This is a genomic window from Campylobacter sputorum, assembly GCF_002220775.1.
Classification (GTDB): Bacteria; Campylobacterota; Campylobacteria; order Campylobacterales; family Campylobacteraceae; genus Campylobacter_F; species Campylobacter_F bovis.
The window spans coordinates 561959-587752 of sequence record NZ_CP019685.1 but is presented as its reverse complement, the minus strand read 5'-3'; the positions used below and the strand labels follow the sequence as shown (position 1 = coordinate 587752).

At 31.0% G+C, this 25794-nt stretch carries 14 protein-coding genes, 2 tRNA genes, 3 rRNA genes and 2 pseudogenes; 4 read left to right on the top strand and 17 right to left on the bottom strand.

Going from position 1 to position 25794, the window contains the following annotated elements; genetic code table 11:
• Positions 1 to 228: 228 nt before the first annotated feature.
• The 11 genes from rrf to mqnE all read right to left on the bottom strand — a co-directional run bounded on the left by rrf (position 229) and on the right by mqnE (position 15212).
• A 5S ribosomal RNA gene (gene rrf, locus CSPB_RS02975) occupies positions 229 to 346 on the bottom strand.
• A gap of 564 nt (positions 347 to 910) precedes the next feature.
• Positions 911 to 4476: ribosomal RNA gene (locus CSPB_RS02970) — 23S ribosomal RNA — on the bottom strand.
• 717 nt (positions 4477 to 5193) lie between these two features.
• The gene (locus CSPB_RS02965; RefSeq protein WP_089193084.1) at positions 5194 to 6927 is read right to left on the bottom strand and encodes a GGDEF domain-containing protein; all 1734 of its coding nucleotides are present in this window, start codon (positions 6925 to 6927) and stop codon (positions 5194 to 5196) included.
• Positions 6928 to 7480: 553 nt separating this feature from the next.
• Positions 7481 to 7557 (bottom strand) — tRNA-Ile (locus CSPB_RS02960).
• An 83-nt stretch (positions 7558 to 7640) separates the two neighbouring features.
• A tRNA-Ala gene (locus CSPB_RS02955) sits at positions 7641 to 7716 on the bottom strand.
• A 485-nt stretch (positions 7717 to 8201) separates the two neighbouring features.
• Positions 8202 to 9943, bottom strand: a 16S ribosomal RNA gene (locus tag CSPB_RS02950).
• 472 nt (positions 9944 to 10415) lie between these two features.
• Positions 10416 to 11108, bottom strand: coding sequence for a prepilin-type N-terminal cleavage/methylation domain-containing protein (locus CSPB_RS02945; protein WP_161492180.1), 693 nt, complete (start codon positions 11106 to 11108; stop codon positions 10416 to 10418).
• A 34-nt stretch (positions 11109 to 11142) separates the two neighbouring features.
• The gene (locus CSPB_RS02940) at positions 11143 to 12306 is read right to left on the bottom strand and encodes a glycosyltransferase family protein (protein ID WP_161492179.1); all 1164 of its coding nucleotides are present in this window, start codon (positions 12304 to 12306) and stop codon (positions 11143 to 11145) included.
• Positions 12307 to 12382: 76 nt separating this feature from the next.
• The gene (locus CSPB_RS02935; RefSeq protein ID WP_033916239.1) at positions 12383 to 12823 is read right to left on the bottom strand and encodes a phosphoribosyltransferase; all 441 of its coding nucleotides are present in this window, start codon (positions 12821 to 12823) and stop codon (positions 12383 to 12385) included.
• A gap of 10 nt (positions 12824 to 12833) precedes the next feature.
• Positions 12834 to 14120, bottom strand: a complete 1287-nt coding sequence (locus CSPB_RS02930; RefSeq protein WP_089193081.1) for an NCS2 family permease — start codon at positions 14118 to 14120, stop codon at positions 12834 to 12836.
• Positions 14121 to 14135: 15 nt separating this feature from the next.
• Positions 14136 to 15212, bottom strand: a complete 1077-nt coding sequence (mqnE, locus tag CSPB_RS02925) for an aminofutalosine synthase MqnE (RefSeq protein WP_089193080.1) — start codon at positions 15210 to 15212, stop codon at positions 14136 to 14138.
• Positions 15213 to 15344: 132 nt separating this feature from the next.
• Here mqnE and glmS point away from each other — a divergent pair, with 132 nt between their 5' ends.
• From glmS to CSPB_RS09045, 3 genes and pseudogenes are all read left to right on the top strand, one after another.
• Positions 15345 to 17159: a glutamine--fructose-6-phosphate transaminase (isomerizing) gene (gene glmS, locus CSPB_RS02920; RefSeq protein ID WP_089193079.1), complete on the top strand. Its 1815-nt coding sequence runs from the start codon at positions 15345 to 15347 to the stop codon at positions 17157 to 17159.
• 112 nt (positions 17160 to 17271) lie between these two features.
• Positions 17272 to 17835 (top strand): annotated as a pseudogene (locus tag CSPB_RS09050) (PDC sensor domain-containing protein); the annotation flags it as partial.
• A 1020-nt stretch (positions 17836 to 18855) separates the two neighbouring features.
• A pseudogene (locus CSPB_RS09045) lies at positions 18856 to 19257 on the top strand (methyl-accepting chemotaxis protein); the annotation flags it as partial.
• A gap of 40 nt (positions 19258 to 19297) precedes the next feature.
• Here CSPB_RS09045 and cysK read toward each other — a convergent pair.
• The 6 genes from cysK to CSPB_RS02885 all read right to left on the bottom strand — a co-directional run bounded on the left by cysK (position 19298) and on the right by CSPB_RS02885 (position 24544).
• A complete protein-coding gene (cysK, locus tag CSPB_RS02910; protein WP_089193077.1) occupies positions 19298 to 20206 on the bottom strand; it encodes a cysteine synthase A in 909 nt (302 codons plus the stop codon).
• 10 nt (positions 20207 to 20216) lie between these two features.
• Positions 20217 to 20630 (bottom strand): RrF2 family transcriptional regulator, encoded by a 414-nt coding sequence (locus CSPB_RS02905; protein ID WP_033916379.1) that lies wholly within the window; start codon positions 20628 to 20630, stop codon positions 20217 to 20219.
• The gene (locus tag CSPB_RS02900; RefSeq protein ID WP_089193076.1) at positions 20630 to 21901 is read right to left on the bottom strand and encodes an O-acetylhomoserine aminocarboxypropyltransferase/cysteine synthase family protein; all 1272 of its coding nucleotides are present in this window, start codon (positions 21899 to 21901) and stop codon (positions 20630 to 20632) included. The genes CSPB_RS02905 and CSPB_RS02900 overlap by 1 nt, the downstream gene beginning before the upstream one ends.
• Before the next feature lie 165 nt (positions 21902 to 22066).
• Entirely contained in the window at positions 22067 to 22639 is a 573-nt protein-coding gene (gene recR / locus CSPB_RS02895; RefSeq protein WP_033916381.1) for a recombination mediator RecR, read from the bottom strand.
• Positions 22623 to 23876: an ArsS family sensor histidine kinase gene (locus CSPB_RS02890; protein WP_033916382.1), complete on the bottom strand. Its 1254-nt coding sequence runs from the start codon at positions 23874 to 23876 to the stop codon at positions 22623 to 22625. The genes recR and CSPB_RS02890 overlap by 17 nt, the downstream gene beginning before the upstream one ends.
• Entirely contained in the window at positions 23873 to 24544 is a 672-nt protein-coding gene (locus tag CSPB_RS02885; protein ID WP_089193075.1) for a response regulator transcription factor, read from the bottom strand. The genes CSPB_RS02890 and CSPB_RS02885 overlap by 4 nt, the downstream gene beginning before the upstream one ends.
• Before the next feature lie 133 nt (positions 24545 to 24677).
• On the opposite strand from CSPB_RS02885, the gene dnaJ reads away from it, so the two are divergent.
• A complete protein-coding gene (dnaJ, locus tag CSPB_RS02880) occupies positions 24678 to 25793 on the top strand; it encodes a molecular chaperone DnaJ (protein WP_089193074.1) in 1116 nt (371 codons plus the stop codon).
• Position 25794 lies beyond the last annotated feature (1 nt).

Here is a 25794-nt window from a genome sequence, read left to right as displayed (position 1 = left end):
TAATGATTAATTAATAATATATTAGGATAAATCAGATTTTACATTTTTTGTACTTAAAATTTTATAAATTTATATAAAAATTAACAAATGGAAACAAACAATAACAAAAGCAAATTATATTTAATTTAATATGAATTATTATATAAAAAATACTAAATTTATTTAATTATTTTAATATAAATAAATGTGAATAAATTAAGAAAGATTTGTAGAATAAATTATTAACACGCTTTGCAGCGACTTACTTTTCCACATCCCAGTAAGGGAGAGTATCATCAGCCATGATATGCTTAGCTTCTTGGTTCGAGATGGGGCAAGGCGTTTCCATATCTGTATAGCCACAAAGCAGTGTTAAATAAAAATACTTTCTCTTTTTATTTATACTGCGTCAAGATTAAAAAGTATGCTTATTATTCGCTTTCCTTATCTAAATTAAAAATAGTCGTATTTTAAGCAAACCACGAACTTATAAAAGTATTCTTATTAAACACTGTTAGATAAATTGTTAAAAGTCTAAGTTTTAATTATAAAACTTTTTACTTATTAAGGATTAAAGATATTTCACTTTTATATCTTTCTAGCAAACTTGATTTGTGATTAGATGTAAGGCTTGTAAAAAGTTTGATTAGTTTTAAGTGAGTTACCTTAAAGGTAATGAATGCAAAAATCTAATCAAGCTTTCGTGCAATTGTTCTTACACTAAACTAAATCATTATTAATTTTATCCTTAACAAGGAAGTGATGCTTAATTTTAACTATTTATTTGTATAGTTATTATGTATTTTTGGAGGTATTTTTTCGCTAAACAAGGAAGACAAATGAGTTCAAGGGAGTTACCATATAGGTAATGACCGCAGAACTATATGAAGTCTGACGCAGTTTAGTAGAAAAAAGACAAACAAAAAAAATAAAAGATAAGCAAACGAGCTATTAGTACTGGTCAGCTAAATGACTTACATCACTTACACATCCAGCCTATCAAACTTATAGTCTATAAGAGCTCTTAAAAGAAGATTCATCTTGGAGTTGGCTTCGAGCTTAGATGCTTTCAGCTCTTATCACATCCCAACTTAGCTACTGGGCGATGCTCTTGGCAGAACAACCCATACACCAGTGGTTGGTTCGACCCGGTCCTCTCGTACTAGGGTCAACTCTCCTCAATCTTCTTACGCCCACGGCAGATAGGGACCGAACTGTCTCACGACGTTCTGAACCCAGCTCGCGTACCGCTTTAAATGGCGAACAGCCATACCCTTGGGACCTGCTCCAGCCCCAGGATGCGATGAGCCGACATCGAGGTGCCAAACCTCCCCGTCGATGTGAGCTCTTGGGGGAGATCAGCCTGTTATCCCCGGGGTACCTTTTATCCTTTGAGCGATGGCCCTTCCACACAGAACCACCGGATCACTAAGACCGACTTTCGTCTCTGCTCGGCTTGTATGCCTCACAGTTAAGCTAGTTTATGCCTTTATACTCTACAAACGATTTCCAACCGTTCTGAACTAACCTTTGTAAGCCTCCGTTACATTTTGGGAGGCGACCGCCCCAGTCAAACTACCCACCAGACATTGTCCTACATGAGGATAACTCATGCTAGTTAGCTACCCAAATAAAAAAGAGTGGTATCTCAACAATGGCTCACCATAAACCAAAATCTATGGATCAAAGCCTCCCACCTATCCTGCGCATTTTTATCCAAGTAGCAGTGTCAAGCTATAGTAAAGGTCCACGGGGTCTTTCCGTCTTGCCGCGGGTAGGAGGAATTTTCACCTCCACTACAATTTCACTGGATCCCTCTTTGAGACAGCTCCCATCTCGTTACGCCATTCATGCAGGTCGGTATTTAACCGACAAGGAATTTCGCTACCTTAGGACCGTTATAGTTACGGCCGCCGTTTACTCGGGCTTCGATCAAGAGCTTCGCTAATGCTAACCCCATCAATTAACCTTCGAGCACCGGGCAGGCGTCACACCCTATACATCCACTTACGTGTTAGCAGAGTGCTGTGTTTTTGGTAAACAGTCGGGAGGGACTCTTTGTTGTAACCTCTAGGGCTTTAACACCCTGGTAGGCACACCTTATACCGAAGATACGGTGCTATTTTGCAGAGTTCCTTAAAGAGAGTTCTTCCACGCGCCTTAGAATACTCATCCCACCCACCTGTGTCGGTTTACGGTACGGGCTTTGATTACTAAACTTAGAAACTTTTCTTGGCTCTATAGCATCATGGGTTCTTACGCTACTCCGAAGAGTTTTGTAAGCCTTTAAGATTTCAGATAAAGAGTTACGGATTTGCCTATAACTCAACCTACATCCTTAGACTAACTATTCCATCAGTTAGCCCCACTAGCTTTAAGCGTCCTTCCATCGCACATAATCAAAGGTATTGGAATATTAACCAATTTTCCATCGCATACCCCTTTCGGACTTTGCTTAGGACCCGACTAACCCTACGATGACGAGCATCGCGTAGGAAACCTTGGGTTTACGGCGTTAATGATTCTCACATTAATTATCGCTACTCATGCCTGCATGCTCACTTGCATCCGCTCCAGCGCTCCTTACCGGTACACCTTCAACGCTGAATGCAACGCTCTCCTACCAGACGGAATACAGATGACAGAATACGGATTACGGAATTTAAAGTTAATTATTTAATACTACTTGTAAATACAGATAATCTTCTAACTAAGATTTTATACTCTTTTATTAATTTATTAGATATTTTTTCATCAATGTAACCTAAATCTTTTGAAACTCTTATCCATAAGATAGTTTCATCTGTACTTCCTATTGAATAAACTAGCATTCTTTTAAACTCATCTTTATAGAATCTATGTTTAGCATAACCTTCTACCATATTAGCAGTTATACTTTTACTTGATCTTCTTAATTGATCAGCTATACCACCAAATTGTTCTATCTTTGGATAAGATAGTGTTAATTTGTGAATTTCTAACATAAGATTATAAGATGATTTATAAATTTCTAAATCAGTTACATCTAGTTTTTTATTATTTGTATTCACTCTGTTTTATTTCTTTAAACTCTGTAATCTGTATTCTGTAATCTGTATTCCGAATCTACGACTTCGGTACTTATTTTAGCCCCGTTATATTTTCCGCGCAAAATCACTAGACCAGTGAGCTATTACGCTATCTTTAAAGGATGGCTGCTTCTAAGCCAACCTCCTGGTTGTTTCAGTAACTTCACATCGTTTTCCACTTAAATAAGATTTGGGGACCTTAGTCGGTAGTCTGGGTTGTTCCCCTCTTGACGACGGATTTTATCACTCGCCGCCTGACTGCTGTGATTACACTATAAGTATTCGGAGTTTGATAGGGTTTGGTACATTGGTATACGCCCTAGCCCATTCAGTGCTCTACCCCTTATAGTTACGACACAACGCTATACCTCAATATATTTCGGAGAGAACCAGCTATCACGATGTTTGATTGGCCTTTCACCCCTATCCACAAGTCATCCGAAAGCTTTTCAACGCTTGCCAGTTCGGTCCTCCGCCGGTTTTTACACCGGTTTCAACCTGCTCATGGATAGATCACATCGTTTCGGGTCTGCAGCATCTGACTAAACGCCCTATTAAGACTCGCTTTCGCTACGGCTCCGGGTTTCCTTAACCTTGCCAGACACCACAACTCGCAGGCTCATTATGCAAAAGGCAGTCCATCACACGTCATAAAGAATCGTGCTCTGAATGATTGTAAGCAAATGGTTTCAGGTTCTATTTCACTCTGATCACCTCAGTTCTTTTCACCTTTCCCTCACGGTACTTGTGCACTATCGGTCTAGTAGTAGTATTTAGGGTTGGAAAGTGGTCTTCCCAGATTCAGACAAGGTTTCACGTGCCTCGCCCTACTCAGGATACTGCTAAGTAAAAAGATGATTTCGTATACGGGAGTATCACCCTCTATGCTCAATCTTTCCAGATTGTTTTACTATCATGTTTTAGTCTTTTATGCAGTCCTACAACCCCACTAGTAAACTAGTGGTTTGCCCTCTTACGCGTTCGCTCGCCGCTACTAGCGTAATCTCTTTTGATTTCTTTTCCTGTGGGTACTAAGATGTTTCAATTCCCCACGTTCGCCTACGGATTACAGACAACAGATAACTATATACAGAAATTTTAGTTTTTAGTTTATTATAATTAATCTTTATGAAGTAAAAAATATTTTTATCTATTCTATTTATTACTCTTTTATAGTTATTTCTAAACTATGATTTATAGACTAAGAAATAATTTAAAAGTTAATCATAATAAATTTAATAATAAAATTTGGTATTTAATCTATTCTCTGTAACCCGTATAATGTATATTACTATACACTGGGTTGCCCCATTCGGAAATACACGGATCAAAGCTTCTTGACAGCTCCCCGTGTCTTATCGCAGTCTAGTACGTCCTTCATCGCCTCTACCAGCCAAGGCATCCACCATTTGCTCTTAGTAGCTTACCTTTTTTTAATTCCGCAGACGAATAAAATTCGTCTTTACGGTGGGGAGTGCAAGCACTCTCTCAACCCACCTAAAGTTATAAAGATTTACAACAAAAACATAAATTCACCGATTGTAAGTAAATTTAATTTTATTGTCTTTGGAATTTATTAGAATTGTTTATTATGTTTATATTCTAATTCGCATCACTTCCTTGTTAAAGATAAATAGTAATAAAAATATTTTAAATAATTAAATATTAATAATTGATATTTAAACTCTATAGCTAATAAAGTTATAAATAAGAACTATATTTTTATTATTTAATTAATAAAAAGTTACCTTTTAAACTTTTAAATGTCTAAAAAATTCTCTCTTTATTTTTATCTTACTTTATTTACAATGTTTAATTATATATGATTTAAGACGGAAAGAGATTAATAATATATAAAGATAAGTTTTTAACTCTTTATATACCGTGACATAATCTTTAAACTTTTAAATTTAGATAACAGATAAATCTAAAAGCTTGCTTTTTTGTAATCAATATAATTAAAGCTTTAACAAGGTCCTGTAAAATTGTTTTATTTTATTAAAACTTGTTTGTGACTTTTAACAATAGTAAGTTAAATAACATCGCTTCGTTTATTTTTCTTTTTCTGCGAAACGGAAATGTAATTATACTAATTTAAGCTTAAATATTTATTAAAACATACATTACTATTTACTACTTATACTAATTAAACTTCACTCTCATTTACAACTTGATTTCTGCCATTTTCTTTAGCTTTATAAAGTGCTTTATCTGCACGATCAACCATTTGTTCTACCTTCTCGCCTTGTTTGTATATAGACACACCAAAACTTGCAGTTTTTTTGTGAATTATTGAAAAATCATGTTCTTCGATAAGTTTTTTAAATTTGTTTGCTATTTTAGTTAAAATTTCCAAATTTACATCTACGCAAATTATCATAAATTCTTCACCACCCCAACGACCAAAAGTATCAGTTGAACGAACATTTCTTTTAATAATAGATGCAAATTCCTTAAGTACAATATCTCCTGTGTTATGACCATATGTATCATTAACAGCTTTAAAATGATCTATATCTATCATTATTAAACCAAAGTTAACACCAAAATCATTTGCATTTTCCATATGTTGCTCTAAAACTTCATCAATTTTAATACGATTGAAAATCCCAGTAAGTCTATCAGTAATCGAAAGAATTTGCAACTCGTTATTTTTCTCTTCTAATTGCTCTGTTCTTTGGCGAATTTTGCTCTCTAAATTTGTTTGATAATCATGAATTGAATCAGCCATATCTGTAAGAGAACTTACAAGCTGTGAAATTTCTTTTACTCTAGAATTTATAGTTTTTATTTCGTTAAATTTATGCTCTTTGATTAAAATAGTGTTTTTAACTAAAGCAATAATAGGTTTTGAAATAAGCATTGACATATAAAAAATAAAAGGCAAAAGTAGTAAAATAACACCAATTGTTATATAAATCATATATTTAAATTTATCAGAATATTCGCTTTTTGCTTCGTTTAAATTAACTAATAAAATTATGTATGTTTGATTTAAATTTAAAATCTTGTATATAAATGTCTCACCATTTTTATCCGTATAAAGATAGTCATTTTTGTTTTTTAAAATATCATTTAATACAATGTTGGAACTAGCATTTTGTGATTTTATTATAAGTTGTTTATCGTTTGATGAATACATATAAAACTCAGTATTAAAAACTTTAGAGCTTTCTTTTAAATAATTTTTTATATCATCTATTAGTAAATCTATTGCCAAAACAGTATTTTCGTTAATTTTTTTAGTATAAGTCATACCCATAACACCTTGAATTAAAGCTGCTGTAAATTCATACGGAGATATTTTTGTAACGCTTACATTTGCTTCTTTAAACCAAGGACGAGCACTTACAAGATAATTATCTTGTAATCTTAATTCCCTAGTTTTGTGTAAATTTTTATCATAAAAACTAATATACTTATAACCAATATCGTTTTCTTTAACCTCGATAAGTGCCCACTTCTCGTTACTTGTGGTGTTGTATTTTTCATCATCAAAGGGTGTAAGTTTGATAACTTCAAAATAATTATTATCTTTATCGCCAATATAAATAGCATAAAACCTAGTTTTGTTATTTAAAATAGCACTAAAAACATCAAGCAATTTATATTTATTATTTTGAGTATCTTTTGCGTTATTAATATTGTAATATTCCATAATCTTAGCAAGTTGTTCAATAGAATCAATATTTGTCTCATGTCTATTAATAGCACCTGCTTCAATTTGATTTACCATTGTTTCAAATTTTTCAAGAGTTATATTTTTAGCAAGTTTTTCACTAAAAATATACTGGAAGCCAAACATTATCATAATAATAAACAATGATAAAAAGCTAAAAATCATTATAATCGTAAAACGAAAAGAAATTTCCTTATTCATTTTAATTGCACTTTATATAAATATTTATTTATAATTATATCAAAACACACTTAAGACTATTTTTCTCTTTATAACTTTTTAAAATTTGTGTATTATTAAAATATCTAAAATTATAAGTAGTTTTAGAAGAAAATCTTTAAAAATAGCAATAAGTTTTAAAACCAATACAGGGTATAAAAAATATTTTATAAAACATATAAATAAAATCATAAATTGTTATTTATATTTTGATTGGATAATAACAGAAGTTATTAAGTCTTAATAATAAATATTTACATAAGACAGTGCTAAAACTAAATAATACACAAAATTTAGTTTTTTTAATATTCATCATTATATATGATTACTCTAGATATTAAATTTATCTTAATAATAACAGTTAAATAGTATCTCGTTATAATACAAGCAACTATAAAAACAAATTTAAGATTTAAAGCTATTTTAAATTTAGCATTTGAATAAAATGAATACTAGAAGTTTTTTTGGATTAAATAATATTATATTATAAACATTTTTATTATAACAATGCACTAAAAACTAATTAATGATATAATGGTGGGCCTAATAAGACTTGAACTTATGACCTCACCCTTATCAGGGGTGCACTCTAACCAGCTGAGCTATAGGCCCTCTTACCAAATACGGATGTCTGAGTGCAGATAACGGATATTTTCTTTAATCTGTTTTCCATATTCAGTTCTGTATTATCTAAATGGTGGAGAATAGCGGGATCGAACCGCTGACCTCCTGCGTGCAAAGCAGGCGCTCTCCCAGCTGAGCTAATTCCCCATATTTATATATTTTCTTATGCAAATAAACTCAAATGCACGCAGTATGCTTACTGGTTCGCTTTGCTCACAACAGTAATCAATTAAAAAGCAAAGCAGTTTGCTTTTTATTGTGCAAAGCAGGCGCTCTCCCAGCTGAGCTAATTCCCCATATTTATATATTTTCTTATGCAAATAAACTCAAATGCACGCAGTATGCTTACTGGTTCGCTTTGCTCACAACAGTAATCAATTAAAAAGCAAAGCAGTTTGCTTTTTATTGTGCAAAGCTCACATATTCTGTTTTAGATAGCTTTAAACAATAAAATAAATTATTTTTTATTTAAGTAAAATCTAAATTATATAATTTCTTTTTAGCACTATATATCTTTATTAAGATCAATCTCTGAAAACTAAACAAGGATGATTGAGTAGATTAGTTTATATATACTAATCTAAAATTTTCCTTTGATGAATATTTTGTGAGAAATATTCATTGTACTCTAGAAAGGAGGTGATCCAACCGCAGGTTCTCCTACGGTTACCTTGTTACGACTTCACCCCAGTCGCTGATTCCACTGTGGACCATAACCAATTTGGTATTTGGGCTTCGAGTGAAATCAACTCCCATGGTGTGACGGGCGGTGAGTACAAGACCCGGGAACGTATTCACCGTAGCATGGCTGATCTACGATTACTAGCGATTCCGGCTTCATGGAGTCGAGTTGCAGACTCCAATCCGAACTGGGACATATTTTATAGATTTGCTCCATCTCGCGATATTGCGTCTTATTGTATATGCCATTGTAGCACGTGTGTCGCCCCGGACATAAGGGCCATGATGACTTGACGTCGTCCACACCTTCCTCCTCCTTACGAAGGCAGTCTGTTTAGAGTGCTCAGCCTAACTGTTAGCAACTAAACACGTGGGTTGCGCTCGTTGCGGGACTTAACCCAACATCTCACGACACGAGCTGACGACAGCCGTGCAGCACCTGTCTTAACATTTCTGCAAGCAGACACTCTTCTATCTCTAGATGATTTGTTAGATATCAAGTCCGGGTAAGGTTCTTCGCGTATCTTCGAATTAAACCACATGCTCCACCGCTTGTGCGGGTCCCCGTCTATTCCTTTGAGTTTTAATCTTGCGACCGTACTCCCCAGGCGGTATACTTAATCCGTTAGGTGGATTACTGCCATGACTAGCATAGCAACAACCAGTATACATCGTTTAGGGCGTGGACTACCAGGGTATCTAATCCTGTTTGCTCCCCACGCTTTCACGCATTAGTGTCAGTTAAGTTCTAGCAGATCGCCTTCGCAATAAGTATTCCTCTTGATATCTACGGATTTTACCCCTACACCAAGAATTCCATCTGCCTCTCCCTTACTCTAGATAGATAGTTTCCCAAGCAGTTTAGTAGTTAAGCTACTAGATTTCACAAGAGACTTATCTATCCACCTACGCGTCCTTTACGCCCAGTGATTCCGAGTAACGCTTGCACCCTCCGTATTACCGCGGCTGCTGGCACGGAGTTAGCCGGTGCTTATTCCTTTGGTACCGTCATTATTCTTCCCAAAGAAAAGGAGTTTACGCTCCGAAAAGTGTCATCCTCCACGCGGCGTTGCTGCTTCAGGGTTTCCCCCATTGAGCAATATTCCCTACTGCTGCCTCCCGTAGGAGTCTGGACCGTGTCTCAGTTCCAGTGTGACTGATCATCCTCTCAGACCAGTTATGCGTCATAGCCTTGGTAAGCCATTACCTTACCAACTAGCTGATACAATATAGCCTCATCCCATAGCGAAAGCTCTTAATAATATATATTAAGATATTTCTAAATGATGGTTTAGAAATTTAGTGATAATTTAAATTTAATTATTATGATTAAATTTGTTTATGTTTAAAAATATTTAAAAACTAAATAAATCTAACTACTTTGCTTTTTTTGCTTTATTAATATAAAGCTTTAAAAAAACTCATTGTTATATTTATGATTTTTTATTTATAAATTATCTTTGATATATATTATTAAGAGCTACTTTTCCCAATTAAACTTATGTATAATTGGAGTATGAGGTATTAGCACTCATTTCTAAGTGTTGTTCCTCTCTATGGGGCAGATTAGCTATACATTACTCACCCGTGCGCCACTAATCCATCCTAGCAAGCTAGGACTTCATCGTTCGACTTGCATGTATTAGGCACGCCGCCAGCGTTCACTCTGAGCCAGGATCAAACTCTCCATATTTATTACTTAAACGAACAAAGTCCGTTCTGCGTGTAGGAGTTTTACTCTCTTACACCCACCTAAAGTTACATACATTTACGAAAAACTTAGTTTTTCATATAATGATAAATCTAAGGTGTTTGTATAAATTTCTAAATAACTTAAAGAAATTTAATCACGCTTTTATATGAAGTTTTAATCTAAAAACTTTTTATTTTTTAATAATTTGATATTTTAATCTTTATTATTAATAATTATATTTTTTACTACTTTTTACTTTCCAAAGAAAGCCTAAAAATAGATGGCTCAATCGATCACTTGTTTAGATTTCAAAGATTGACTAAAAATGTTTAACAATATTAATTTAAAAAACACACTTAACAACAAAAAAGATCTTTTTAAAAGGTTTTTCTGCGAAGCGGAAATTGAATTGTATAGAAATATTGCTTAAAGTGAGCTGAAAAGATGTGAAAGTTATGGGGAAAATTAAAATTTATTTTTTATCATTGCAAATTTTATCAGAATACTTCTCCACATCTCCTATATCTACATCTGGTGGTAAAATAAAAGCGTAACCCGTTTCATTACACACAGTAATTGATTTATTTTTACCACTATTATCAATTAATGTAATAATGCAAGGCTCTTTTAATATTTTATCAGTAGAATTTATAGAATTTTGAACTGCACTATATGGTCTTCCTATTTCATCAAAAACTATTCTAGTAGCACCATTTAATCTTTTAAATTTTATATCTTTTATATCAAAAAATTTACCAATTCTTAAATTTTTACTTACTCTTTCGTCGTAAAATTCAATTGCACCACTATATCCTCCAGTAAGCAATTTTTTAGGATTTGCAAAATCTTGTGCAATCTCTTCTAAATTTGGAAATCCGCTTTTTTTGTCTATATAATCCGAAAAAACTGTATAAGAGTATTCATCTCCAGTTTCTTTTGTTTTGGCAAAAAATATCTGCCATCTTGCTTTATACCAAGTCTCATCATTTGGATCAAATTTATTATCTAGCATTGCAAGTTGTTGTGTATAGCGAATATGTGAAAGAATTTGATCGGCTGCTTCTTGCAGATTATCTCTTTGAAATCTAGGTACTGCAACAATTGCAATTATACCAACTATGACTACAACCATTACAAGTTCAATCAAAGAAAAAGCTTTTTTCATATCATATCCAAATTTATTTTTTAAAATTATAGCATTATTTTTCTTTAATAACATTATACTGCGATATCAAAGTATTTACTTTATATAGTTTAAATTTAGAAACAATCTCATCGTTTTTAGAAGTATATTTTTGCTCTTCGAGAAAAATAATGGATTTTTTATCATTATTTATACCATAAAATTTAAGTCTTAATGCCATTTTTTTATCTTTAATATATAAATTATTAAAGTTATTTTGTTTAAGAAAAATTGATAGTTCTTTTGCTATATGATAATTATAAGCAAAGTGTTTTTGAGGATTATCTTTAAAGCTTATTGTATATAAAATAGGATTTAAAACTATAAGCATGCTAAAAAAAAGTAAAGAAAAAAGAGCAAAAGTCGTAGCAACTTTGTATTTCATTCTAAATTTAGGAAGTCTTGCTCTGTATGAATTAAAAAAAACTCTTACCATAAGCGGGAGTGCAATAATACTAAATGGCAAAAAATCTTCTAAATAAAGTTTTTGTCTTATAGAAAACAAAGCACAAATCACAAAAGAACCGGCACTTACAAACCAAACTATGTTTTTATCTTCTTCTTTTATAGCTATTCTATAAATCGTATATATAAAATACAAAAACAAAAAAGGCGAAAAAACTGCAGCAAAAATTCCTATCGTATCTAGTAAATATCCTTTTGGTTTTCCATCTATTTCAAAGCCAAAAAAAGATATAGAAACTATAAAACAAAAAAGTGCTAAAAATGAAATTCTTCTATGTTTTATGTAGATACCAAACATCAAAACACATACATAAAAAAGCATAAATGAATTTGATAAAAACGCACAAATAAACATTGAAATATAAAAAGATTTTAAAAAATTATTTTGATATAAATATATCATAAAAATTGTTAGTAAAAGAACTAATCCAGCTTCATTTACCAAAATAGCACTAGCTAAAATTCCAGGCAAAAATATAAATAAAATCACGCAAATATATCTATCATTTTTTCTCTTTAGTATATGTTTTGAAATTTTATAAAACAATATCAGTGATAAAAAATGAAAAATTAAAAACGGGAGTCTTAAAGCATAATCATTTTGTCCAAAAATTTGACAACTAAATCTCACAATATGCGACAATAAAGAATTTTCTACATAAAAAATTCTTGCCTCATCGTAACTAATACTCAAATTTGAAACACAATAAAACAAAATAAACAGATCCAAAAAACATATAAAAAAAAGTATGTAAAATGGGGTTTTATCAATTTGTTTAGTCATTTTAGTATTAAATTTTTATATCCCAAAAAAACTCGACCCATTCGTTTGCTTCTTTGACCGTAAAATCTGGAAGCAAAAGTGCTTTTGATTTATAGTAAATTGTTGCTATTTTTATCTCTAAATGTGGATAAATTTCAAGTAGTCTCTTTTTTACAGCTACCATACTTTCACCACTATCTATAATATCTTCAGATATCAAAACTCTTTTAAATTTACTTAAATCAGGGATATTAAAAATTTCAATGGTATCTAATTTCGTCTTACCATCATAATGCACCGAATTTAAGGCAAATAAATTTCTATTTTCTAAAGCAACAGAAAGTGAGTGTCCCAGCGTCATACCGCCTCTTGCTATAGCTAAAATCACCTCTGGATCAAACTCGTTTCTGATCTTTCTTGCCATAGCGGGTACATCTTTTGCAAATTCTTCATATGTATAATAAAGCATAAAAAATCCTTTAATAAACTAAAAAAGCTATCAAACTTATGAGAGATAAGGTAATAATACCTAAATTTATATCTTTAAATTCTTTTTTTATAAGTTTTATGAAAAGATATACCAAAAATCCACACGCTAATCCGTTTGTAATAGAATAAGTAAGCGGCATAAGCATAACTATCAAAAAAGAAGCCACACTTGTTGCTTGATCTTTAAAATTAATCCTACCAAGCTCGCTAAACATTAAAATTCCAACCATTACTAAAACAGGATATATTGCATTTGCAGGAATTGACTTAAAAAATGGAAGCATAAAAAGTGTTAATATAAAAAACAGTCCAGTAAATACAGCACATAAACCGGTTCTACCGCCAGCTTCAACACCACTTGCACTCTCTGCAAAAGCTGTTATAGTTGAAAGTCCAAAACAAGAGCCAACTACAGCCATTCCAGAATCTGCTTGAAGTGTTTTTTCTAACTTTACTAATCCATCTTTATTATCAAAAATTCCAGCCCTATTTCCAACACCAGAAAGTGTTCCAAGAGAATCAAAAAGATGTGTGATAAAAAATGTGATTATAACAGGAACTAAAGATAACTTTAAAGCACCCATTATATCAAGCTCTAAAAAAATTGGAGATATTGATGAAGGCATAGAAAAAATAGTATTTGGAGCTTCATTAAAACCAAAAATCCAAGCAACTATAGAAGTTGCAATAACAGCAAGTATAAACCCACCCTTTATTTTAAAAGCCCAAGATGCTATAACAAAAAATAGTCCAATGATACCTAAAATCACATTTTTATCACTAAAATTTCCCAAAGCTACAAGAGTTTCTGGATTTGAGCTTATAAAACCCATTTGTTTCAAGCCAATAAATGCTATAAATGCACCAATTCCTGCACTTATTGCCCTTCTTAAATCCATAGGAATGCTTTTTAAAATCCATATACGAAAATTAGTAAAAGATAGTATAAAAAATATAAAAGCAGATATAAAAACTATGCCAAGTGAAGTTTGCCAACTAGCCTTTCCGGCTAATACTATACCAAATGCAAAGTAAGCATTTAAGCCCATTCCAACACTCATAGCTATTGGCGTGTTTGCCCAAAATCCATTTACTATAGTAGCTATCATTGTTAAAAGCGCAGTTGCCGTTAATACAGCATCCACTGGCATTCCAGCTTTACTCATTATGATTGCATTTACAGGGACGATATAAACCATTGTAAGAAATGTTGTAAGTCCAGCATTAAGCTCTTGTTTTATGGATGTATTGTTTTCTTTTAATTTAAAAAAATTCATTTTATTTTCCAAAATTTAATAAGTTTTAATTTCATTATATAAACTATCACGCTGAACAGGAATTAAATTTGATGATTTTATAAGGTCTATAAAATCTTTTATACTCTCACCATTCCTACTATTTGCACCCGCACTACTTTGAATGCTTTCTTTTTCTATAGTTCCATCCAAATCATCACAACCAAATTCTTGAGCCACCATAGCAAGTTTTAAACTCATCGTAGCCCAGTAAGCTTTTATGTGCTTTATATTATCTAACAAAATTCTACTAATGGCAACTGTTTTTAAAATTTCCTCAGCACCAAGATAATCGTCAATTTTAAGATAGTTATTTTCCCTTTGATAAACAAGCGGTATAAAGGCGTTAAAACCGCCTTTTTCATTTTTCAATGCTTCATCTTGCAAATCTCTAATGCGAAAAATATGATCTATTCTATGAATTCTATCTTCTATGTGACCAAAAAGCATAGTTGCATTGCTTTCTCTGCCTTTTTTGTGCCATAATCTATGTATATTGAGCCAATCTTGAGAACTAACTTTTGTTTTGCATATTTTTTTTCTAACTTCTTCATCAAAAATTTCAGCCCCGCCACCAGGCATAGAATCAACGCCATATTCTATCATCTTATCTAACACTTCTTCGTAACTAAATCCATATTTTCTATGCAAATAATCAACCTCTGCAGCTGTCATCGCTTTAATATGCAAAAATGGATATTTTTGTTTAATTTTTTTAAAAATTTCCAAATACCACTGCCATGAAACATTTGGATTATGTGCTGAAACTATATGAATCTCTTTTGTTCCTCTAGCAACTGTTTCATCAACTATTTGCATTATTTCTTCGTGACTCATTGTGTAGGCATATTCATTTTTCCTATGTGAAGAAAATGCACAAAATTGACAAACATCTGCACATAAATTTGTAGGATTTATGTGTCTATTTACATTAAAATATACTTTTTTTCCATTAAATTTCTGCCTTATATTATTTGCAATGTGCCCTAGCTCAAAAAGATCCATTTCATAAAGCAATAAAGCTTCATCAAAACCCAACCTTTTACCATTTTTTATTTTGTCTATTAAATTCATAACTATACTTACTATCCTTGGTATTTACATTAACAAAAATGATTTATAATTATATGATTTTTAACTTAAAATAAAGTTTTTTAAATTTAAAAAAACTTAAGTATAATAACAAAAAATGTTTAAAGGATAGATATGTGTGGAATTGTAGGTTACATTGGCGAAAAAGAGAAAAAAGACATAATTTTAAATGGGCTTAGCGAATTAGAATATCGAGGATACGATAGTGCCGGAATGGTTGTTATGGATAATAATAAAATAAATTATTTTAAAGCAGTTGGAAAACTTGAAAACTTAAAACACAAAACCAAAGATTATGAAAGTAATGGATTTGGAATTGCAATAGGTCATACGCGTTGGGCAACTCATGGAAAACCAACTGAAATCAATGCTCATCCACATTTAGGCGAATTTAGCTTTGTTATACATAATGGTATTATAGAAAACTATAAAGAGCTAAAAGAAGAATTAGAAAAAAATGGAGTTAAATTTCTTAGTCAAACAGATACAGAGGTTATAGTTCATCTATTTGAACAATTTACTAAAACCAAAAGCTCAAATTTTGAAGCTTTTAAGAGCACTATAAAAAAATTAAAAGGATCTTTTGCAATACTCCTTATCACAAAATCAGCCCCAGATACAATATTTTTTGCAAAAAATGCAGTTCCTTTAATAGTTGGAAAAAATAGCAGTTCAAAAGAGATATTTTTTGCATCATCTGATGCACCACTAATCACACTAGCAACAGATGCCATGTATCTTGAAGACATGATGTATGGATATGCAAAATATGGCGAAGTTAATATATATAAAGATGAAAAAGAGATTTCAAAAAACTTTGTAGCTCTTCCAAAAGATAAAACCTATGCTCAAAAGGAGGGTTATAGGTTTTTTATGGAAAAAGAAATTTATGAACAAGCTGGGGTTGTGAGTGAAACTTTAATGGGAAGAGTAAAAAATGGAAAAATTACATTAGATGAGTTAAATCCAGCTATTTTTGAAAATATAGATGAAATTACAATTTGTGCTTGCGGCACAAGCTATCATGCTGGATTAGTTGCGAGTTATCTTTTTGAAAGGATAGCAAAAATTCGCACAAAAGTAGAATATGCAAGTGAATTTAGATATAAAAATCCCCTTTTAAATCAAAAATCGCTATTTATAGTAATATCGCAAAGTGGTGAAACAGCAGACACTTTAGAAGCTCTAAAAATGGCAAAAGAAGCTGGATTAAAAATTCTAGCTATTTGCAATGTTGATAATAGCTCTATAGTAAGAGCTGCTGATGGGGTGCTTCTAACAAGAGCAGGCATAGAAAAAGGGGTGGCAAGTACAAAGGCTTTTGCAACACAAGTTATGGTTTTATGGATGTGCGTTTTATATATTGCAAATCAAAAAAATGTGATTAATGATGAAATTTATAATAACGAAGTAAAAGCACTTATACATATACCACAAGTTTTAAACATAAAAGACAGCTTACAAGATAAAATTTATAGACTAGCAAAAAGATATCTAAAAGGACATGGATTCTTCTTCATAGGAAGAGATGTATTTTATCCACTTGCACTTGAAGGGGCTTTAAAACTAAAAGAAATAAGCTATCTACACGCCGAGGGTTACCCTGCAGGAGAGATGAAACATGGTCCTATAGCGCTAGCAGATGACGGCTTAACTGTTGTTGCCCTTATGCCACAAAATATACTTTATGAAAAAACAAAAAGCAATGTTGAAGAACTTGCTGCAAGAGATGCCACGATACTTGCTATAAGCCCTTTAGAATTTGATTTAAGTGATGATTTTATCAAAACATCTAATCAAGAACATATTATGTGTGAGTTTTTTGAAATGATGATAATACTACAAATTTTAGCTCTTCAAATTTCAATAAGACTTGGAAATGATGTTGATATGCCAAGAAATTTAGCAAAAAGCGTTACAGTAGAATAAAAATATAATTTTATTTTTATAACATCGCCCTTGACAACGGGGGGGGGGAGTGATATAATTTATCATTTAAAATTACTAACTAAAAAATTATTAATTTATAAGGAGTATTTTTATGTTGAGTAAAGTTTCAAGCAAGGTTTCGCTTATTATTCTTTTTTTGTTAGCCGTTTCTTTTACAGTTTTTTCTTTTATAAACTATAATTCGACTAAAAATGTTGTTTTAAGCGAATCTATGAGCAATAAAAAAACTATAACTAAATCAGTAGAAATGTATGTTGAACAATATATTAAAACACGCGTTTTTGCTATAAATAATTTTGCCAAGTATTTAGGAGCAAATCCTTATCTTTTAGATGATAAGGATGCTATTAGGTCTAGATTAGAAAGTATAGGTCCTGTACTTGATTTTCAAGAATTTTATGTTGGCTTTGCAGATACTGGAGAGGTTTATAGTATAATTTTTAATGGTGATGGAACTACAAAATTCGAAATACATGGTAAACAGATAAATTATGATGCTAGAAATACAGATTGGTATAAAGGCGCATCTAGTGATACTTCTAGAGCATATGTTTCAAAGATATATATAGAGAATAACAAAATTGTTGTTAGTCTTGCAAGAGCAATTGTTGTAGATGGAAAAGTAGTTGGTGCTGTAGGAACAGATATACATACAGAAATATTGTCTAATGCAGCAAATAGTTTAAAACCTACAAAAACATCCCTAGTAAATATAATGGATTTAAATTCCAATCAAATATTAGCACATCCAAATAAAGAATTTGTAATGTCGAATTCAAAAGATGCCGTAGATGCTTTTAATACATTTACAAGTAAATTTAAAGAATTTGGAAACAAACCTTTTGAATATGACTTTATGGGAGATCATAAAGTTGGTGCTTGCGAAAAATACGAAGCTGCTAACTGGCTTATTTGTTCAGCAAACTCAATGAGTGATTATGATAGCACACTAAGTTATATAATTAAAAGTCAAAGTGTAACTTCAACTATATTTATTATACTTATAGTATCTATCTTAACTTTCATAATAACAAGAGCTTTAAAACCAATCTCTATAATCCAATCAGGTCTAAACAATGTATTTAAATTTATAAATCATGAATCAAAAGATGCTAATACAATAAATGTAAAAACAAAAGATGAATTTGGAGCTATGGCTAAAGCTATTAATGAAAACATTGAAAAAACTAAAAAGAATTTATCTGATGAAGAAGTATTTATAAAACAAGCTAATACATTTGTAGATGAGATAAAAGAAGGTAACTTCTTAGTATCATTTGAAGCAAATTCTTCAAATCCAGCACTTAATAATCTAAAAGAAGCATTTAAAGAGTTACAAACAACATTAGTCTCACTTATAGCAGATAATGGACATAATATACTAAATTTATTAAAATCTTTCCAAAACAAAGACTTTACAACTTCTATAGAAGATAAAGGTGTTATTGCTCAAGGTATAAATACTTTAGGCATTGAAATATCAAATATGCTTAAACAAAATCTATCTCAAGCAGAGAGCTTACAACAAAAATCAGATCTATTATCTAAAGCAGTAGATCAAATAACAGCTTCAGCTAAAAAACAAGCTAGTTCACTTGAAGAAAGTGCAGCTGCAGTTGAAGAGATGTCTAGCTCAATGAACTCAATTAATCAAAAAACAACAGAAGTTATAGCTCAAAGTGAAGAGATTAAAAATGTTATAACTATTATAAAAGATATATCAGAACAAACTAATCTTCTAGCACTTAATGCTGCTATAGAAGCAGCAAGAGCTGGAGAAGCAGGAAGAGGATTTGCAGTTGTTGCTGATGAAGTTAGAAAACTTGCTGAAAAAACAGGTAAATCTTTAACTGAGATAGAAGCTAATGTAAATGTTTTAACTCAATCAATAAATGAGATGAGTGAAAGCATTAGAGAACAAACTGAAGCAATATCTATGATAAATAACTCTGTAGCTGATGTAGATGCTTTAACAAAAGAAAATGTTAATATTGCAAACAATACAAACAGCATTACAAAAGAACTTGATACTATGTCTAAAGATATAGTTGAGAGTGTAAGGAAGAATAGGTTTTAAATTTAAAAAGTCAAACTAGCAAGACTAGTTTGACTTGAATTTATTTAAAAAGATCTGTTGAAAGATATCTTTCCCCAGTATCATTTAACATAGTTATAATTGTTTTTCCTTTGTTTTCTTTTGCAATTTGCGAAGCTATGAATACATTTGCACCACTTGAAATTCCAACCAATAAACCCTCTTTTGTTGCAAGCTGTTTTGAAGTATTAAACGAGTCTTCATTACTAACACAAACAAACTCATCAACTACATCTTGATTTAAATTTTTTGGTATGAAATTTGCACCTATTCCTTGGATTTTATGACTTCCTGCGTATCCTTTTGTAAGCAAAGGGGAATCTTCTGGCTCAACCCCTATAACTTTTAAATTTGGGATATTTTGTTTTAAAATTTCAGCAGTTCCGCTTAGCGTTCCGCCAGTGCCAAAAGACGCAACAAAAAAGTCTATTTTACCTTCTGTGTCTCTTAAAATTTCCATTGCTGTAGTTTTTTTATGTGCTTCACGATTTGATAAATTCTCAAACTGCATAGGTATAAAAGAATTTGAAATTTCACTTGCTAACTTATTTGCTTCATCAACTGCACCTTTCATACCAAATTTAGGATCAGTTAAAACTATTTTTGCTCCAAATGCCGATAAAAGCTTTTGTCTTTCTATACTCATAGAGCTTGGCATAGTAAGTATCATTTTAAGATTATAATGAGCAGCTAACATCGCCAAGGCAACACCGGTATTTCCACTAGTTGGTTCTATAATTGTAGTTTTTTCGTTTATTAATCCTTTGTCCATTGCATCTTTTAACATAAAAAAAGCTGCTCTATCTTTTACGGAGTGGCTTGGATTTAAAAACTCACACTTTGCCAAAATAGTTGCATCTTTTGAAAAACTATTTATTTTAACAATAGGAGTATTTCCTATAAGTTCAGTTACATTATTTGCTATATTCATATTTTCCCTTTTATATTATAAAATTTAAATACTCTTTACTTTTATCTTCAAAATCATTTAGTTTAGAAAGTTGCATATCAAATATACCTTTAAATTTCGCTTCGCAATCTTCTAAAAAATGTGCAATAGCGCTATTTTTTGTATATACATTACTAATCATAAAATTTGTTTCTAGGGCACTAAATGCATCCAAAAAGCTTATCTCATCAGGCGATTTTGCCATAAAATATCCACCATTTTTACCCTTTATACTAGAAATAATTCCAGCATTTCTAAGAGAGTTTAAAATTTGCTCAAAATAGTTTTTAGAAATACCAGTTTTTTTAGCTATTTCTTTTATTGTTATTGGCGAAACCTCACTAGCTTTCATTATCTCAAAAAGTGCTAAAAGACCATAAATTCCCTTAGTTGATAAAACAGCCATTATTTAAGTGCCTCACTTAAATCATTTATAAGATCATCTACATCTTCTAATCCTATACTAAGTCTTATAAGACCTTGTGAAATTCCTGCACTTTTTAGCTCTTCTTCGCTAAGCTGAGAATGAGTTGTACTTGCAGGATGAGTTATTATAGATTTACTATCGCCTATATTTACAACAACTTTAAAAAGTTTTGTTGAGTTTAAAATTTTTTTAGCAAACTCGAAATCCCCAACATCAAAACTCAATAAACCACTTGCAAGACCATTTTCAAGGTATTTTTGTGCTCTTTCGTAAGTATTACAACTTTTTAATCCTGGATAATTAACGCTTTTAACTTTTGGGTGTTTTTCAAGCCAAGAAGCTATCTTTAAAGCACTATTTGAATGCTGTTTTATGCGTAAATCCAAAGTTTCTAAACCTTGAAGCAATATCCATGAATTAAAAGGAGCTAGGGTTGCACCTATATCTCTTAACAATGCAAGGCGTATTCTTAGTGTAAAAATAGGAAAAGAAGGTGGTAATTCACTATAAACAAGTCCATGATAACTATCATCTGGCTCATTAAAATGTGCATATCTTGGATTTGATTTTATATATTCATTTAAACCTTTTCTTTCTATTATAACGCCAGCTATTGCACTTCCTTGTCCATTTATATACTTACTAGCACTATGAATTACAACATCAAAACCATGCTCAAACGGATTAAAAAGTATCGGTGTGGCCACAGTATTATCAACTATTGTTATTATTTTATATTTTTTAGCAACTTGTGTTATTTTTTCTAAATTTGGTATAGCGATTTGCGGATTTGAAAGAGATTCAAAGAAAATTGCCTTAGTTTTATTATCTATTAAGGATTCTAAATCATCTGCAGTGTCTGAATCAAAAACCCTAGCTTCTATGCCAAATCTTTTCATAGTGTGTTTAAAAAGAGAAACAGAGCCACCATAAATTTTATTTGATATTATAATATTTTCTCCATTAGATGCTAAATTTGCAACAGCAAAAAAAGTAGCAGCTTGCCCACTTGAAACACCAATGGCCGCTTCTCCTTCTTCTAATGCTGCCATTTTTGCCTCAAATATATCTGTAGTTGGATTTGTCAAACGGGTATATATCTGACCCAAACTTTTTAGGTTAAATCTATTAGCTGCTTCTTCAGCAGAACCAAAATCATAAGCAGTTGTTTGATGTATTGGAATATTTACGCTTCCATAACCTTCTTTTGAATCATAACCAAATTGTGTTGCAATTGTACTTTTTTTCATAGCATACCTTTCTAGTTTAAAAATTAAAATAAGTATATCCGAAAAAAAATATAATGTCAAGTAAATTTATATATTTAATATATAATTATATATCGCTATATTTATGATATTAAAAAACATTTTTTTATATATAAATTTAATAAATATATTTAATTACTATATAAATTAAATACTAGTTCTTCCTTCAATTGCTTTAAGCAAAGAAAGCATATCAACATTTTCTAAACTAACTCCAGTTGGTATGCCTTGGGCAATTTTTGTAAATTTAAGATTAAAATTCGATAACTTGTCTTCTAAAAACATTATAAGTGCATCACTATTTATGCTTGGAGTAAAAGCAAAAATCAACTCTTTAGAGCTATTTTTTTCTATACATTTTTTTAAATTTAAAATATTTTCTTCGTTAATATCATCTAAAACAAAATAAAGTCCATCATAAATACCATTTTGTTCAAAAACTAAAATATCTTTTGGATTTTCAACAACACACAGCAAATCGCTATTTCTATCATCATCTGCACAAATATCACAAATTTCATTTTCACTCAAACCATTACATATAGAACATCTTCTAAGTTTTCTAGAAGCATCTTCTATGCGGTGAGCTAAAGATAGTCCAGCTGAAATATCTTTAATACTTACAAAATAAGCATATCTTAGTGCAGATTTTTTGCCAACTCCAGGAAGTTTTTCAAAGGCTTCCACAAGTTCATTAAATTTTTCAAGCCCTTTTTTCACTAGAAGCTTCTTTACTAAACCATATTATAAACTCGTGATATCCATCTTTATACCTATAATCAAACTTAAATTTATGCATTTCACAAATATGATCAATTATATAAAGACCAAGCCCCATTCCACTTACTTTACTATCTTTTTCCCTAATAAATGCTTGTTTATAATAATCAAAAGTATTATCAAGAGGATTACCAAGATTTTTAACAATCAATCTATCTTCATCATAATAAAGTTCTGATTTGCCATTTTGAGAGTATTTTAATGAATTATCAAGAAGATTTTTTATCGCTAAAGACAAAAGTTGAAAATCAGCTTTTAAGATAGGATTTTGCTTGGCATTTATACTTATTTTATTTTCAAAATTATCAAGCATTAATATATCAAGCGCTTGATCCACTACTTCACTAATATGGTATTTTGAGTAATTAAAAGAGTAACTTTTAGAAAGAAGTTGTTCGACTTTTGCAAACTCATTTATCAGCATTTCAAGTCTTTCAAAAATAGTAGAAAGTCTTTTTTTTTGAATTTCATCATCAAGCAGTTCGCAAACTATCCTACCCTTTCCAATAGGCGTTTTAAGTTCATGCATAATAGCTCGTAAAAAAAGTTGTCTTGAGCGAATAAGCTCTCTTATCTTTATAACAGCTTTTCCAAATTCTCTTCCAAGTTCTGCTATCTCATCATTTGAACTGCTTTCAAAACATACTACATCTAAATTTCCAGTAGCAAAGTTTTTAATATTTCTGTTTAATTTTTTAAGAGGAGCTAAATTTTTCATAACAGATATATAAAGTGAAATCAAAAGCGTAGCACTCAAAATAAATCCTATCCACAATGAATCACTAATTTTATCATCATCTATATTTTTTAAAAGAATATCAAAAGATGGGTTCTTAAGATATAAATATAGATTATCTCCATATGATATAGACTCAAAAACTCCAAGCTCTGTTGGAACAACAAAAAGCTGAGTTTTTGAATTTAGTATAGAATCATTAAGTTTTTCATCATCAACATATTTTAAACCAAAATTTTTAAAATACACACCAAAATCATCTGGAATACTTCCTCTTGAATATAAAACAGTCAGATAATTTATAGCACTTATTTGTCTATCTTTTGTTTTTTCTATAAAAATATTTTTTTGCATATCAGAAAATGTCAAAAATAACAAACAAACAACGGAAAATGCTATACAAAAAATAATAGTTATTTTTGTGCTAATTGAGTGCATCATCCTACTAACTTATATCCTATCCCGCGAACAGAAAATATATGTTTTGGTGATTTTGAGTTATCGCCAATTTTATTTCTAAGTCTGCCTATGATAACATCTAAACTTTTAGAATCTTTATCTTTTAAACTTTTGCAATTATATACAAGTTGTTCTCTTGATACTGAAAAACTATGTTGTTTTATAAGATATGCTAGAATTTCAAACTCTGCTGGTGTTAAAGTAAGCGGTTGCCCGTGAAATAAAATTTCATGCCTTAACTCATCAATTTTGAACACAGAATCACTTTCTTGCTCAGTAAGTTCTGCTGATTTTTTATATCTTCTAATAAGACTCATTATCCTTGCATGCATCTCTTTTGGATCATATGGTTTTGGCAAATAATCATCCGCACCTATTTGAAGCCCTACAACTTTATCGCTTAAATCACTTCTAGCAGAAGAAATAATGATAGGAATATCATATTTTTCTCTTATCTCTTTACAAACTTCCAAACCATCCATACCAGGTAAAGTTAAATCTAATATAAGCAAATCATAGTTTTTAACACCAGCACTTAAACCTAAATACGGGTCGTCATAATTTGTAATTTGTATATTAAATTTTGCCAAATATTCAGATAAAATTTGAGCAAATTCGGTATCATCTTCTATCATTAATACATTTATCATTATCTATCCTTTTACTAAATTTTGTATGATTATAACAAATTTTTTCTAATACTTTAATTTAATTTTTGATACAATTACAATTTTTTAAACAAACAAAATATTATCAATCATATAAATTTAATTAGGACGGTGTATGGAAGAAGATTATTATGAAATTTTAGGTATTAGTAAATCCGCTAGCGGTGATGAGATAAAAAGTGCATTTAGGAAACTTGCTCTAAAATACCATCCAGACAGAAATCAAGGCGATAAAGAAGCCGAGGAAAAATTTAAAAAAATAAATGAAGCATACCAGGTTTTAAGTGACAGCGAAAAACGCTCTATGTATGATAGATATGGAAAAAGCGGATTAAACGGAATGGGTGGAGGTTTTGGCGGATTTGAAGATTTTGATTTAGGAGATATATTTAGTTCATTTTTTGGAGGTGGCTTTTCAAGAGGTGAAAGAAATCGCAAAAAAAATATAGATAATTATGAACTAGATATAGAAATTCCAGTTACATTAACATTTAAAGAGGCTGTTTTTGGTGTAAAAAAAGAGATAAACTATAAGATAAAAATACCTTGTGAAGTTTGTAATGGAACAGGTGCAAAAGATGGCAAAAAAACCGTATGTTCGCATTGTCATGGAACCGGAAAAATATCACAAAGGCAAGGTTTTATGAGCTTTATTCAAACCTGCCCATATTGTAACGGAACAGGAGAGGTAGTAAAAGACAAATGCAGCGCATGTAATGGTAAAGGCTACGAGGAAGAATCAACATCTACAACCATAAATATACCAGCAGGCGTTGATAATGGAACAAAAATAAGGGTAAGCTCTAAGGGAAATCTCTCAGCAAGTGGAGTTAGCGGGGATATGTATATTAGAATTTCAGTAAAAGAAGATAAATACTTCATTAGACACAATGACGATATATATATTGAAGTTCCAGTATTTTTCACTCAAGCAGTTCTTGGTGCAACACTTAGCATTCCAAATTTAAAAGATGAAAAACTAGAATTAAGACTTCCAATAGGGGCACACGATAAACAACAATTTGTATTTGATAATGAAGGTGTGGTAAATTTAAAGGATGGATCAAAAGGAAGGTTGATAGCTCAAATTTCTATGAAAATGCCTAAAAAATTATCTCTTGAACAAATAGACTTACTAGAAAAATTAGAAGCAACTTTTGATGTAAAAAGCGAACATGATAGCAACGGCGAAGATAGTATATTGGATAAGATAAAAAACTGGTTTAAATAAG